Source organism: Massilia sp. DWR3-1-1 (genome assembly GCF_049898325.1).
Taxonomy (GTDB): domain Bacteria; phylum Pseudomonadota; class Gammaproteobacteria; order Burkholderiales; family Burkholderiaceae_D; genus JAFCUW01.
Genome location: NZ_JAFCXL010000034.1, coordinates 14,976 through 29,840 on the forward strand (window position 1 = coordinate 14,976; position 14,865 = coordinate 29,840).

Sequence of the window (14,865 nt, forward strand, 5' to 3'; positions counted from 1 at the left end):
GTCAGGTTTCCTTCTCCAGGATTGCATCGAGCGAATCGCGCACTGCGAGAAATTCGTGCTCCATCTCGCCGAGGAGGCGGGCGGCGCCCTCGGTGCTGTTGTTGCGGCCCAGCAGTTCGAGGTCCTTGCACATCTGCGCCAGCGCCTCGGCGCCGACGTTGGCGCTGCTCGACTTGAGGCTGTGGGCGACCTTGCGCAGGCCGCCCGTGTCGACTGCGGCAAGCGCCGCGCGCAGGGCCACGAACTGGCGCGGCGTGTCGCCGACGTAGGCGCGCACGACGCGCTGGACCAGCACGTCGCCACGCTCGGCCGACAGGGCGCGGATGTTGTCGAGGGCGTGGCTGTTGATGGCATCGCGGGCGCTGGCGGGCCGGGCCACCGGCGCGGCGGCGGCGGCCGGCGCCGGCGAACGCAGCGGCGGCATCGGCCCGATCGGATCGTTGGCCGGCGCCGATTCGGCCGCCCGCGCCCCGCCCGTCAGGGGCAGGGTGATCCAGCGGCCGAGCAGGGCGCTCAGCTGGGATTGCGTAAACGGTTTACTTAGATAGTCGTCCATGCCGGCGGCCAGGCAGGTTTCGCGGTCACCCTGCAGGGCATTGGCGGTGATGGCGATGATCGGCACGCCGCGCATGCCCTTGGTGTCGCGTTCGAGGCGGCGGATTTCGGCGGTGGCCGCCATGCCGTCCATCACCGGCATCTGGCAGTCCATCAGCACGATGTCGTAATCGCTCTCGCGCGCCGCCTGCAGCGCTTCGGCGCCGTTGCGGGCGCAGTGCACCGACAGGCCCAGGCTGTCGAGCATGGCGGTGGCCACTTCGACGTTGACGGGATTGTCCTCGGCCAGTAGCACGCGGCGCTGACCCGATGGGGCGCTGGCGCGGTGCGGGCCCGGCGTGGAGCGTGCCGCCGCCGGCGCGGGCATCGGCGCAGCGTGCGCTGGCGCGGGCATTGGCGCGGCGTCCACCGGCGCGCGCGTGCGCGCGGCCAGGCACTCGAACAGGTCGCCCGGGCGCACCGGCTTGATCAACTGGTAGGCCACGCCCGCTTCGCGCCGCTGCACGGGGTCGGCGGCCAGGCGGTTGTCGCTGATGAGCACGATGCGGGTGGCACGGCTGGCCGGCTCGGCGCGGATCGCGGCGGCCAGCGACAAGCCGCTGGTGCGCGCCAGCGCCATGTCGATCACGGCCAGATCGTACGGCCGGCCGGCGCGGGCGGCGGCGTCGAGCCGCTGCGCGGCCAGCAGCGAACTGTCGACGCAGTCGCAGTCGAGCTGCCAGGCCATTGCCTGCTCGGCCAGCTGCTCGCGGCTGGCGGTATGTTCGTCGACAATCAGCACGCGCTGCCCTTCGATCTCGGTAAGCGAAAAGCCCGGCTCGTCCGGATCGACGCGCCGCTTGTCGAAACTTACCGTGAACCAAAAGATGGAGCCTTGCGTTAAAGCATTGTCGACGCCAATGCGTCCGCCCATCAACTCCACCAGTTGCCGCGAGATGGCCAGGCCCAGCCCGGTACCGCCATATTTGCGCGTGGTCGAGCCATCGGCCTGCGAAAACGCTTCGAAGATGCGCTCGCGCGCCTCGCGTGAGACGCCGATGCCGGTGTCATGGACCTCGAAGCGCAAGGCGCAGGCCTGCTGATCCTCGCCGCAGATCTGCACGCTGGCGCGGATACGGCCGTGGTCGGTAAATTTGATCGCATTGCCCAGCAGGTTCGCCATGATCTGGCGCAAGCGGTTCGGATCGCCGCAGATGGCCACCGGGATGTTGTTGGCGATATCGAAGTCGAGGGCGATACCCTTGTGCTGCGCTTGTGGCGCGTACACATTGTTGATGTCGTCGAGCAGGTCCCACAAATTGAAGTTGATGTACTCGACGGACAACTTGCCCGCCTCGATCTTGGAAAAATCGAGGATGTCGTTGATGATCACCAACAGGTGTTCGCCGGAGCTTTTCACCAGGTGGGTGTACTTGCGCTGGGTTTCCGTCAGCTTGGTACCGAGCAGCATTTCCGTCATGCCCAGCACGCCGTTCATGGGGGTGCGGATTTCGTGGCTCATGGTGGCCAAAAAAGCGCTTTTTGCACGGCTGGCCGCTTCGGCGGCGTTCTTGGCCTTTTCCAGTTGCTCGGTGCGCACGCCCACTTGCCGCTCGAGTTCCTTGCGATGGTCGATCAGCGCCGCGCCGCGCTCCTCGATCTGGGCCAGCATGTCATTGAAGCTGTCGATCAGGGCGCCCAGCTCATCGGTGCGCTGGTGCTCGATGCGCAAGGTGAAATTCTGGCTGCGCGAGACCTGCCTGGCCGTATCGATCAGCTTCGTCAGCGGGTCGGCGATGCTGCTTTTGAAGCGGCTCGCCAGCAGCAGCGACACCAGCAGCGAGCCGCACATGGCGGCGGCGATCAGGCCCAGGCCCTTGCCGATGTCGCGCCACATGGCGCTCAGGTCCGCCTCGATCATGACCACGCCGGCCACGCCGGCCACGCCGTCGCCGCCGATCTCGCGGTACAGGCGCATGCGCGTGTTCCACAGGGCACGCCCGCCCAGATTGGCGCTCGCCAGCGAAGCGGCGTCCAGGCCGATGTCGTCGACGTCGGTGAACACGTCGTCGCCGTGGTCGGGGGCGACATAGCGGGCAAACACCTTGCCGTGACGGTCGAACAGGATGGCGCCGGCAATTTCTTCCTTGGCTTTCAAGGCCGACAAGGTGGTCTGGGCGGCAGCGCGGTCGTTAAACTGCAAGGCATGCACGCTGTTGGCGCCGATCACCCCTGCGAACGAGGACAGCTGCATCGCTTCATCCTTGCGATGATTGGCCACCGACACGACGGCAAACGCGATGAACACGACGAGCAGCGCGGTGCCCGTCGAGAGGAACGAGATGATCGTCAGTTTCTGATTCAGGCTGCAGCGCGCAAATTTCAGCATGGCTCGCCTTCCTTGACGGAATGGGTGGAACATCAGGCGCCGGGGCCGTTCTTCGCGGGGATCATGATTCCAGCAGAAAAAATATACGAGGAAAGGTTCTGTATAAGCTTGATATGACGCAAACGGTTATGGTCTTGACGGCAACATGAGGGGTACATTCCCCGCCCAATCCACGGGGCCGAACGGCTGCCGGCCCGGACCTGGCGCGGCCCGCTCGCCGTCCCGCCATCACGCAATGGGCCGGTGGCGCACACCGCTTCGGCGCCCCACGCAATAGCCCGTTATGCGCGTGCCAGCCATGCAACATCGATTTCAATTCCGACACGAAACAACAAGAAGCTTGGTGTTACACTCGATTTTGATCGGAGACACAATTTCGGACGGCGCGGAGAATTGTCTCAAGGCAATTTTTCTACTATGATGGGATGCATTACATCCACTGACCTGCAGATGGCCGCCACCGATACCTCCTCCTTCCCGCTGGTCGATTTGCGCGCCGTGTCCAACAGCGCGCATCAGTGGGTCGCTGTGCATGCGTGGCTGGCGCACGCCGACTGGCACGACGGCCCCGCTGACCCCGACAGCGGGGTCGTCGTGCCCGGCTGGCAAGCGGTGTTCGACGGCGGCGACCTGCTGACCGCCATCGCCCCGCTCGACTGCATCGTCCACCTTGACCGGCCCGGCCTGGTCGACGCCGTGTTGATGGCCAGGCTGCCGCCTTCTCGGGTGGTGCTCGCGGTCGAGCGCGCCGCACTGGACGAGGAGGGCGCCCTGCGCCAGTTGGGCAATCTGCAGCAGGCTGGCTACCGCATCCTGATCGAAGGTGGCGGCGGCCCTGGCGCGCCCTTGCCGGCGACCCTGCGCGGGATTGCCCACGACGGCGCCGCGCCGCTGGCGGTGCCGACGCCGCTGGTAGCGCTGTTCGGTCCGCACCTGGCGCACGGGGTCAACACGGCGGCCTGTTTCGACGCCTGCGCCAAGGCCGGCTTTGCCTGGTTCAGCGGCACCTACGCCTTGCACGACGGCGACGGCGGGCGCGACCCCGATGACGGCACCACGGCGCGGCGCCTGCTGAAACTGCTGGGCTTGCTGCTGGCCGACGCCGACACCCGCGACATCGAAATCGAGCTCAAGCAGGATCCTTCTCTCAGTTACCAGTTGCTGCGGCTGGTGAACTCGGCCGCGTTCGCGCCGGCCACGCCGATCCATGATTTCGCCCAGGCCATCGTGCGCCTGGGCCGGCGCCAGTTGCTGCGCTGGCTGCAACTGTTGCTGTTTGCCCGACCCAGTGCGGACGGCCTGGCCAACCCCCTGTTGCCGATTGCCGCCTTGCGCGCCGCGCAGATCGAGTCGCTGTGCAAGCAGCGCGGTGGCGGGCGCGAGGCGCAGGATCTGGCCTTCCAGGTGGGCGTGTTTTCGCTGCTCGATGTGCTGCTGGGCATGCCGATGGACGCGATCGTCGCCGCCCTGATGTTGCCCGCCGAGACTGCCGGCGCCTTGCTGGAACGGCGCGGCGAAGTGGGGCGCTTGCTGGCGCTGGTGGAGGCCCAGGCGCCGCCCATGTCCATGCTGGCGGCGCTCGAGCTGACGCCGCGGCAATGGTGGCACAGTCAATTGCACGGTTTTCACTGGGCAATCCAGGTCAGCCGGAACCTGTAGGATGAACGTGCACCCCGCCCCGGACTTCATCGCCAGCAGCGGCGCCGTGTGCGACGCGGTGTTGACCATGCGGGGCACGGTGTTGCACGAGGAACTCGGCCGCATCGCCCGCGCCTTGCTGGCCAGCCCGTACGGCGTGTTCGACCCTGACCTGCGCGCTGCCGTGGCACCGGCCGGGGTGGGCCAGTTGCGCCAGAAGGTGGCCGGCGAGGCGGTGGTATTTGGCAGTTTTGTGATGTTCGGCTGTGCCACCTACGGCGCCGACGAGCGCCATCTGCTGGCCAGCCTGGCCCGGCTGACAGCGAGCCTGTTGCAGTTGCGCGCCGCGCAGTGTGACGCCACGCCGGCGCTGGACGAAGCGCAGGCGCGGCTGTCGCGCCAGACGCAAATCATCGACAAGAGCCACGAGTCGGTGCTCACGCTCGACCGCGCCGGCTACGTCACCAGCTGGAACCAGGGCGCCCAGCGCCTGTTCGGCTACAGCGCCGGCGAGGCGATCGGGCAGCACATCCTGTTCCTGTACATCGACGAAGACGCCAGTTTTCCCGACGCCTTTGCCGAGCAGGGCGGGCGCATCATGGAAGTACGCCGCCGCAAGAAGTCCGGCGAAGTGTTCTGGGCCAGCCTGACCTTGACGCCGCTGGTCGACGCGGACCAGGCCGAGACTGGGCTGATCGTCTACATCAGCGACATCACGGCGCGCAAGCAGGCCGAAGAGCGCCTGCACTACCTTGCCTATTACGACGCCCTCACGTGCCTGCCGAACCGGACCTTGCTGGCCAAACTGCTCGAGCAGGGTCTGGCGCTCGCTCAGCGCAACCGTGCGGCCGCATGCGTGCTGTTCATCGACCTGAACCGGTTCAAGTGGATCAACGACACGCTGGGCCGCGCCATCGGCGACGAATTGTTGCGCCAGGTTTCGTTGCGCCTGAAGGGGGCGTTGCGCGAGGAGGACATCGTGGGGCGTTTATCCGGTGACGAATTTGTCGTCGGCCTGTTTGACATCCGTCAGCATTTTGAAGCGACCACGGTGGCGCACAAGTTACAGGCATCGCTGGTGGCGCCGTTCATGATCGAAGGGCACGATTTGCAGGTGGGTGCCAGCATTGGCATCAGTGTGTACCCGCAGGATGGCGAGGATGCGGAAACCTTGCTGCGCCTGGCCGACATTGCCATGGCGCGTGCCAAGCAGGGCCATGACAGCCAGGCCGACAGCATTGCCTTTTACAGTCTCGACATGAACCATGGCATGCACGAGCGCATGCGCATCGAGTCGGGCCTGCGCCACGCCTTGGGCCACGGCCAGTTACTGCTGCACTACCAGCCGAAATTTGCCATCGAGGGGGTCCGCATCATTGGTGCCGAGGCGCTGGTCCGTTGGCGTCATCCCGAGCGGGGCCTGATTGGGCCGGCCGATTTCATTCCGCTGGCCGAGACCACGGGGCTGATTGTGCAGGTGGGTGAGTGGGTGCTGGAAGCGGCGTGTGCGCAGGCGGCGATCTGGCAGGGCGCGGGCCTGCCCGTATTACGCATCGCCATCAACGTCTCCGCCCGTGAATTCACGCCGGCCTTGCCGGCCCGGCTGGCGGCGACGCTGGCGCGTTATCAGCTGGCGCCGGCATGGCTGGAGCTGGAGATCACCGAGAGCGCGCTGATGCATGACATTGGCCGGGTGATCGAGATCATGGATTGCATCAACGCGCTGGGGGTGACCTTGTCGCTCGATGATTTTGGCACCGGCTATTCGAGCCTGTCGTATCTGAAGCGTTTCCCCATCCAGAGTCTGAAGATCGACAAATCGTTCACGATGGGCGTGCCGAACGACGCCAGCGACTGCGCCATTGCCACCACCATCATTGGCATTGGCCAGAAGCTGGGCTTGCGGGTGATTGCCGAGGGGGTGGAGACGGTCGAGCAGATGGATTTCCTGCGCAAATCCGGTTGTGACGAGGTGCAGGGCTATTTGTTTTCGAAGCCGCTCAACGCGGCCGCGTTCGAGACGGCGATGCGGGAGAACTGGTTGCTGTAGGCTGGCAGCGCGCGCTTATGTATAATGCGGGGCAGCAGGAAGCGTGGCCGAGTGGTTGAAGGCAGCAGTCTTGAAAACTGCCGACGGTGTGAGCCGTTCGTGAGTTCGAATCTCACCGCTTCCGCCAAGCAATAAAACAAGCCCCGAACGGGGCTTTTTTTATTGCTTGGCGGAAGCGAGCAAGGCGCCTGCGCGCCTTGCGTGTGAGATTCGAAGCCCATGCGCCTACTGGCGCTGGGGCGGCCTGCAGGATGCAGGCGAATCGCCCATTTGCTGCCGCGCAGCGGCAGCGCCGCGCGCCGCGGGCGCGCGTTCCTCCCTCCGTTCAGCTTCTCGGCAGATCAAGCCGCAAAGCCAGTCGAAGCCCGCGTCCATCGCCCCGCCAAAGCAAGCAGCAGTGCCACACGAAGCCCGCGCCGATCTCTCCACGCAGCGCCCCCCCAAACAAAGCCATTGACGCCCCGCCGCATCCGGCCAATTACCTGCAACACAGTCACTGGTACGTACCCGCCACCCGAGTAATGTGCCCCTCTGCTTGCGTGCCGACCAGTCTCCAGGACGCGCAGTGAGCTGGTCTGCCACCCAAGATGGTATCTGACCCCGATCCGTTGCGACTTTCCGCGCTCGGATTCGCACGACAAGACCGTCGCGCTGCCGGCGCCCGGCCGGCGCGATGACGCCGACTACGAGTGCCCCGCAACGCCCCAAACGGTGCGACTCGTTCGCCATGTTGCCAGCACCGGCAAGGTGCGCGTGTTGATGACCAATTTGCCCGACCCAACGGCATTTCCGGCCGCCGACTTCGGCGACCTCTATCATCAGCGCTGGTGCATGGAAATTTACCAGCCATACAACCTCCTTTAGATTCATCAGGCCAGGTATCGTCATAAATCAAGCTGTTAAAACTGGTGCGCACGAATCGATCGACCCATCGTTGCGACGTATCGAACCGCGCGATCGCATCACCTCGCTATCTCATGACCGGTCGAATCCAGACGTTACGGTGTAACGAAGCTGCGCCGCACGCAGAGCCCCCAGCAGGTGGCAGCGTGAAAAAATGCATATCGGATAGGAAGCGTCGACATGGCGCGTCGTTTTCCGGTGATGTGGCGTTGACAGTCAATCCCCACCCATCGCACAAACTCGCCATTTGTCAGAAAAAAGTGATATATTTTCTGACATGCGAACTTCTCCTGCCACTGCAAATCCCCGAAAACTGACGAGCACGTCGGGTAAGGGCGCGCGCAAGAGCGGCATCGATGCGGCCATACGCGCAAGGCTTCAGCAGGCAACACCAGGGCAAGTATTCAGTCCAGGCGACTTTGCCGATCTGGGCGGACGCCCAGCAGTGGACAAAGTGCTTTCGCGACTGGCGGCAAGCGGACAAATCCGACGCATTGCGCGTGGCTTGTACGACGTCCCGCGCGAACACGCTCTGCTCGGGCCCTTACTGCCCGCAGCGCAGGATATTGCGCGTGCGCTAGCCGACAAGGGGAGCTTGCGGCTGCAGCCTTCCGGCGCCTATGCCGCCAATTTGCTGGGGCTCACAGAGCAAGTGCCGATGAAGCTGGCGTTTCTCACCGATGGCGCGTCGCGCGTCGTGCAGGTTGGCAACCAAGCCATCCTTCTCAAGCACACGACGCCTCGCAATATGGTGACGGCAGGGCGTATTAGTGGCCTGGTGATCCAGGCATTGCGCCACCTGAAGCAGGACAATGTCGATTCTCAGACAATTACGCGCCTGCGGGCGCGCATGACGATTGATGACAAGAAGGTGCTACTGGCCGATGCGCAGTTGGCGCCGGCATGGATTGGCGAGGTGATGCGTCACATCGCAAGCGAAGAGCGCTGAGCGATGCCCAAACTTCTTGACCTGTCGACATCCGACCAGCGCCTGACAATAGAACAGACCGCCGCTCGAACAGGCTGGACGGCGTCGAGTGTCGAGAAGGATTTTTGGGTGTCCTGGGTACTGCAGCAGCTATTTACAATGCCCGAACTGGCGCCGCATCTGACGTTCAAGGGTGGGACATCGCTATCCAAGGCGTGGGGACTGATTGATCGTTTTTCCGAAGACATTGACCTGACAATCGGCCGTGATGCGCTTGGTTTCGGTGGCGACAACAGCCCAGAGCAGGCGCCCAGTGCCAAGCAGCGGTCAAAGCGGCTCAAGGCACTGAAAGTGGCATGCAGCGAACACGTAGGCAATGTTGTTCTACACGATTTGCAAGAGCGGCTGGCCTCAATCGAGGGCCTGGCGCCATGGTCGTTGGAAATCGATGACGAAGATCCCGACGCGCAAACAATACTGCTTCGCTATCCCTCGCACTTCGATGCGCAAGCAGCGCGCTACCTGCGTCCCGTCGTCAAGATCGAGTTTGGCGCGCGCTCGGATCCTTGGCCGATGCGAGAACGCATTGTCCGGCCGGTGATGGCCGACTACTTTCCACAAGCGCTGGAGGAGTCGGATGTCATGGTCCACGCGCTGGCGCCAGAGCGCACGTTTTGGGAGAAGGCGATGCTGCTGCACGAGGAGCGGTTTCGGCCTGCGGATAAACCACGCCGGCCACGCATGGCGCGTCACTATTACGACCTTTTTCGGTTGATTGAGCAGGGCATCGGGGCGAGCGCACTGCAGGACCAGAATCTGTTCGAGCAAGTGGCAGCGCACCGGCAAATTTTCTTTGCACAGTCTTGGGTGGACTACTCGACGCTTCGGATTGAATCGTTGCGCATCTTGCCGAGACAGGATCAGGAGGCGGCCTGGCGTCAGGATTACGCCCAAATGCAGGAGGAAATGTTCGGGGCAGTGCCGCCAGCGTTCGATGATTTGCTTGCCGCTGTCACACAATTTGAAGCTACCGTTACAGCGTAACGCAATCATTTCATGGGCGATGAAGAGGTAGCGCAGGTGGTTTGATCGACTCTAACGGTAAGAGGTCGACTTCCGCGCATTTTGCATTAACAATCGGGACGATGAAAGGGGCAGGGCAGGTTTGGAAAGCCCTTGTGTCAGACTAGTGGTCGCTTTAACTGGCTCAGACGGATTATTCAACTTCGCTGGCTACCGATCAGGTAGTGGCCATTTGCCCGACGTGACCCTCTGCTCTCCACTCAATAACGGGTGACGAATGGTAAGGGGAGGGCTGAGCTTCTGTCCGTTTTCGGCGTTGACCCTCGCACCCTTTACGGCACGGCGTCGATCGCCGCGCGCCTGGAGACTGTAGTGCGCGTGCCAGCGACTGGCGGCTCCCACGGTCGCAATCCCTGATCGTTCGCCAACCTGATCCGGTGCATTTGCATGGCGTCGATGACGTCTGCCAGCGCCGGGTGGCTGGCCAAGATCGGCAGGGTCTGCGACGCTTCCAGGAAAAACTGGCGGCGCTTGCCGTCTTCTTGTTCGAGGAAGGCGCTGTGCCACCACGTCGCGATGGCATCGCTGGCGCGTTCCAGCGCCGCTTGCGTCACCAGGCGATCGGACTTCTGCATGTTGATCTGTTTCGATGCCGGCATCAGGTTCCAGGCATCGCCGCAGGGCCACGCCGAAAATGGGAAACAGTGATCGACATCGTAGTGGTCAAGCAGACGCACGCCCGACCAGACGCAGTACACTGGCTTTCCGGCCGCGCGCATGCGCTCGACCGCCGCCCTGGCGAAGCTAGTGTCGCGCGCCGGGTCCACCCAGGCGAGGAGCGAGCTGGCGAGCGGGCCGATGTCCGGGCGGGCGCCGCCGTCGTAGGATGCGATCAGGCGCATCCATTCGGCCACCAGCACCGGTTCGATCCAGACGTTGTAGTGACTCATCGCCTGCCAGAGTTCCATCGGAATGCGAAATTCGCCCAGGCTCCATAGAAACGCCGCATCGATCTGCAGCGGATCGGGTGTCGCCACCATCCGCCGCCGCGCCACCTTGAAAATGGGTTCGTCGCTGGACGGCCAGCGCAGGTAGTTCGCCGGCATGTTTCGGATCAGCTCAGAAATCTCCGACAGGCTGCGGTGCAGATGCTTCGCCGTCGGCCCGGAGAACGTCGAGCCGATGCGCAGCTCCACGGCGGTCACGGGCCGTAGTTCGAGAAAACTGTGCGTGACGAAGCCGGGGCCGGTGCCGAGGCGCGATGCCGGCATCTGCGGCAGCGCATGTTCGACCAGGGGCTTGAACATGCGCAGCCAGAACAGCGACACCAGCCCAAGCGGGACCACCACCGATTCGTCCTCGTGGCGGGCCAGCCCGGCCGCGCTGTCGGCGATGCGCGCAAGCACCCGCAGCAGGGCGATCTTGTAGGTCGACGCCTTGCTGTCGACCAGGATCAAATGGCGCAACAAGGGCAGGGCGCCCAAGCCATCATCGGGCAAGCCCAGCACGACGCTGGTCCACGACACCTCGCTGCGGCCGAGCCGGTCGGCGCTATTGTGGGTGTGCACGATGCGCAGACCAAATTGCTGCGCCATGCCCACCAGTTCCGGCAGCGACACAGCGAACATGCCACGCTCCGCATCGGGCGTCCCGAGCCGCAGGCTGATGGCAATGCGTCCCTTCGGCGCCAGCAAGGTCGCCAGTTTGCGCAAGGCGCGGTGGCGCTCGGCGACAGGGACATGCATCCAGACGGCGGAGAGGAGGATCAGATCGAATTTCAAGCCCAGGCGGCGCACGTTCGCCAGATCGGGCAGGGCGTCGGCGACCCAGTGGATGCGCGTGGCGGCGTGCAGGGCGCGCGCCTGGGCGAGCATGGCGGCGGAGGGCTCGACCGCGACCACCTCGTAGCCGCGATCGGCCAGCCAGGCGGCATCGCGACCGGAGCCGGCGCCGACGTCGAGCACGGTGGCGCCGGCTGGGGGCAGAAAGTTGAGCAGGCTTTCGTGGACTGCTTCGAAGGAAAGCGATTCGTATTGCGCCGCCAGGCGGGCCGCGTGCTGGTCGTAGTGGGGGAGGGAGGCCATCGGCGGCGGGCGGGCTTGTTGGGAGAAATCTATTTTATTCTAGAACTGTTCAATATCTAAATTGTGCCGGACCAGTATTGGCATTGGCCGTGCCAAGGACGATCGCCGAACTCATGTATGTTTGTTGGATGTGACCCTCGACTGCGTCGACGCGTTGCTTGCATAGGTCGGGAAATTTCAGGGTGACGTTACAGCGTAACGCAGCAATTTCGAAGTTGGCGGGCAACTGATCACGCCGTGTGCCTTTGCCCGCCTGCCAGACTTGATCCTCAGTTTTCCCCACTGTTAGACCCTCAGCTTCCCCGGACGGTTGAGCTTGTGCCCGCTTTTCGGACCTGACACTCCGCTCCCTGCTCCAGTTTCGGACCTGACCCTCCGCTCCCGCATGATTCGATGGATCGAACTGCCCTGCACGTGTTCCGTTATGCTATAGCGAGGAACCCATTTATGGGGTCACGGCGAGGCGCATCAGGGAAGTAAGGTAAGCCAAACAGACACGGACTCAGCCGTTCCGCCCAACCTTGCCGCCTACTAATCAGGTCGTGTTCGATTGGCAGACCTCCCCCCCCCCCTCAACGCCGCCCTTGTTCTGAACTTCGCGGGCTAATGATCAGGCCGTTTCCGTTTTGCCAGAACTCCGCTTTCCTGGTTCCAGCGCTAACTACAGGTGCGCCAGGCATTCCATAATTATATGCTCCGGAACGTGATCATACTCGTGCGGATTTAGTTGCATTATATAGTCATTCTCGATGTGATAGGTTTCATTGACGAATTTTCTGATTACGCTATTTTCATGATTGCTGTCGTCAATAATCCTAAAAATCTGCAGCTTTTCATAATTATTGTTAACGCTGTAAAACAAGGATTTCATCGCTTCTTTATTATTCACCTCATTAATAAGAGCGTGATAATTAAAGTTTTCAATTTTAACTGAAATCTCTGCTTGAGATTGGGCGACTTCTGCCGCCGTCATATTTCTCATTAATTCTTGCCCATTTGCATCTTTACTTCGGAATAGCGGGATGGTTCGCTTGTGTAAAACATTGGAAACAAGTTGATATGCCAATCCTTTGTTTCCGGTAATTTCATAATTTCGACGTAGATAGATCGTCTTTAATATATCATGGGTGGCATTTTGAATGTTTCTCTCGCATACCTCCGTGAAACTCAAGATATCATTTTTGGTGATCGGCTTCTCAGAAAGGATATTTTTTGAATTTGTTAAAAAGGCGGCGACTGGACGCGGGTCGAAATTTGCTGCTAATGTTTTTATCATATCGACAACCGGCTCAATATCGTGGGTGAGCATAATAACGGTACTATTTTTCAGGCTTATTTTTCCCCTAAAAAGCATTTCTATAATCGCAAATTTCTTATTTTTATCGAAAGAAGATATCGGATCGTCCAAAATAATTAGGTCGGGAATTTTTGTTAGGCACTCGTACATAAAAAGGACAAGTGAAAATGCGTTTCGTTCGCCAAAACTTAAATGTGTCGATGCATGCGGAATTTCATTACTGTGATCGATATGCTTTAGCTTCATTTGGTAGATAGTCGCATTCTGGACGAAATCGACATAGTATTTGTAGCCGGCGAACTTTAAAAATGTATTTATTTCATTATTATATTTCGATGCAGTATCTTTGATAAATTTGTTTTGCTTTGCGACTTCACCCTGTAGAGCGCCTGCTTTCAGAATAATATTCTCAAGCGATGCGTTAATTTCGGATGCAATTTTTTTTGCAGGCGCTGAGTTAAGGCAATTTATCAGATCCATGTCTATCGTCAGGCTTTGTATTTTGGCTTTAATTTCTCCAGTATCACGCAATGAAAAATATGAAATTGTCCTGACATCATTGATCTTTACGATTAAGAGTTCAATTTGATCTTTCACTGTTATCAAATAAGCTTCTGCTTCCTTATGTAAGGGCTCGTTACTTTTTATAATCTTGTCAATTCTGACTCGATCTATCTCGCTGAAATAGTCCCCTAACTTAGCGAGTATATTTTGGATTTTTGAAAGATGCTCGACGGATTTAGCGTCATACTCTTTTCCAATCGACAAAATTGTGTCTTTTGTCTCTCCCGTGGGATGGATGCAGTACGGACAGTCATCAGAAATGGAAAGGAAATCTTCGCCTGCTAGCTGCCATTTTAACCAGGAGAGATTTTTTTCGCTCTTTATATGTTTTGTATATCCAGTGAGATGGGCTGGAATATGTTCTATCCTGTTCCCGCTTCCGAGGCCTTTCACGATCTTGCTCGCCTTTGACAATCCAGCCGTCTTTCCGAAGCATTCATGTAACTCTCTCAAATCCTGCAGTACAATTTCTATTTGTTCATTTTTTTGGAATGTGGACTGAATATCAGAGATGGAGCTATTAATATCAAGCATTTTCTTATCATATTCTGGTGTTTTGATGAAAATGTCGAAGCTATTTTTTATAACTTCATCCTGCGTAAAGACGAACTGATTGATGTAGTCCTCGTTGAACAGGTGTGCACTCTTTAATCCGTCACTGGTCGTTACCGAAGATTTTGTAGCATCTGAGGGCAGTTTGGCGCGATGTTTGAATGGCAATAACTGCTGCAGTTCTTTTTCTCCTTGAAAGCTCAGAAGAAGTGCTTTAGCAATTGTGCTTTTGCCAGTGCCATTCGGTCCATATTTTATGTTCAATCTATTCATTTGAACGGTTATTTCAGCTTCGTCAATGCTATTGCAGTTTCTTATGCTGATTTGCATATGCGCTTTCGATAATGGCAGAGTTAATGAATTGCTGCTAAGGCTAGCATGTTGGAAGAGAAAAATCATAGTTATTTCAATATTCCCAATGTCGATACTACATCTAGGTGGTTGCGATTTGGCAACTTTATCTAATTTGGGGCCATAGATTTGCTTCAGGCAGTTCCTCCCACGATGAGGGGGGCAATTACCATTGAAATCCGAGAGGCAGTCAGAAGTTCCGAGGTATCCAAGGAGATATAGCAGAGGATGCTCGTGCTGGTAGATCCTGAAGGATGGCTGGTGAGAATTTTCGCAAACCGGACGGTGAGAAATTTGACGTTGGGGCCACGGGCCTACAGTCAAATTGTAAGCACCGCCAAGAAATTCGTGACGACGGAGATTTATTTTTTTACTTCGGCTGGCTAAAGGTCGATCCTCGGCCGCTCCGCCCTTCTTAGTTTGGCGTTACGTAACCCCCCTATGTCAGCATAGTTGTCGCGTCATCTGATTTATCGTAACCGTACTGGGGGCGGAGTAAAAGAGCAGCAGTGAAGCACTATTCAGCAGAGCGCAAGGAAGCACTTTTGCGGC

7 protein-coding genes and 1 tRNA gene are annotated in these 14,865 nt (G+C 59.6%); 5 read left to right on the top strand and 3 right to left on the bottom strand.

What is annotated here, in order from left to right; translation table 11 throughout:
- Position 1 precedes the first annotated feature (1 nt).
- Positions 2-2,923, bottom strand: a complete 2,922-nt coding sequence (locus ACP7EY_RS22660) for a response regulator (RefSeq protein WP_426197540.1) — start codon at positions 2,921-2,923, stop codon at positions 2-4.
- A gap of 450 nt (positions 2,924-3,373) precedes the next feature.
- On the opposite strand from ACP7EY_RS22660, the gene ACP7EY_RS22665 reads away from it, so the two are divergent.
- From ACP7EY_RS22665 to ACP7EY_RS22685, 5 genes are all read left to right on the top strand, one after another.
- Positions 3,374-4,582, top strand: a complete 1,209-nt coding sequence (locus ACP7EY_RS22665) for an HDOD domain-containing protein (RefSeq protein WP_426197541.1) — start codon at positions 3,374-3,376, stop codon at positions 4,580-4,582.
- A 1-nt stretch (position 4,583) separates the two neighbouring features.
- Positions 4,584-6,611, top strand: coding sequence for a putative bifunctional diguanylate cyclase/phosphodiesterase (locus ACP7EY_RS22670; RefSeq protein WP_426197542.1), 2,028 nt, complete (start codon positions 4,584-4,586; stop codon positions 6,609-6,611).
- A 37-nt stretch (positions 6,612-6,648) separates the two neighbouring features.
- Positions 6,649-6,738 (top strand) — tRNA-Ser (locus ACP7EY_RS22675).
- A gap of 1,053 nt (positions 6,739-7,791) precedes the next feature.
- The gene (locus ACP7EY_RS22680) at positions 7,792-8,463 is read left to right on the top strand and encodes a DUF6088 family protein (protein WP_426197543.1); all 672 of its coding nucleotides are present in this window, start codon (positions 7,792-7,794) and stop codon (positions 8,461-8,463) included.
- Positions 8,464-8,466: 3 nt separating this feature from the next.
- Positions 8,467-9,486 (top strand): nucleotidyl transferase AbiEii/AbiGii toxin family protein, encoded by a 1,020-nt coding sequence (locus ACP7EY_RS22685; RefSeq protein WP_426197544.1) that lies wholly within the window; start codon positions 8,467-8,469, stop codon positions 9,484-9,486.
- A gap of 311 nt (positions 9,487-9,797) precedes the next feature.
- Here ACP7EY_RS22685 and ACP7EY_RS22690 read toward each other — a convergent pair whose 3' ends face one another.
- The gene (locus ACP7EY_RS22690; protein ID WP_426197545.1) at positions 9,798-11,549 is read right to left on the bottom strand and encodes a class I SAM-dependent methyltransferase; all 1,752 of its coding nucleotides are present in this window, start codon (positions 11,547-11,549) and stop codon (positions 9,798-9,800) included.
- Positions 11,550-12,210: 661 nt separating this feature from the next.
- Entirely contained in the window at positions 12,211-14,361 is a 2,151-nt protein-coding gene (locus ACP7EY_RS22695) for an AAA family ATPase (RefSeq protein WP_426197546.1), read from the bottom strand.
- Positions 14,362-14,865 lie beyond the last annotated feature (504 nt).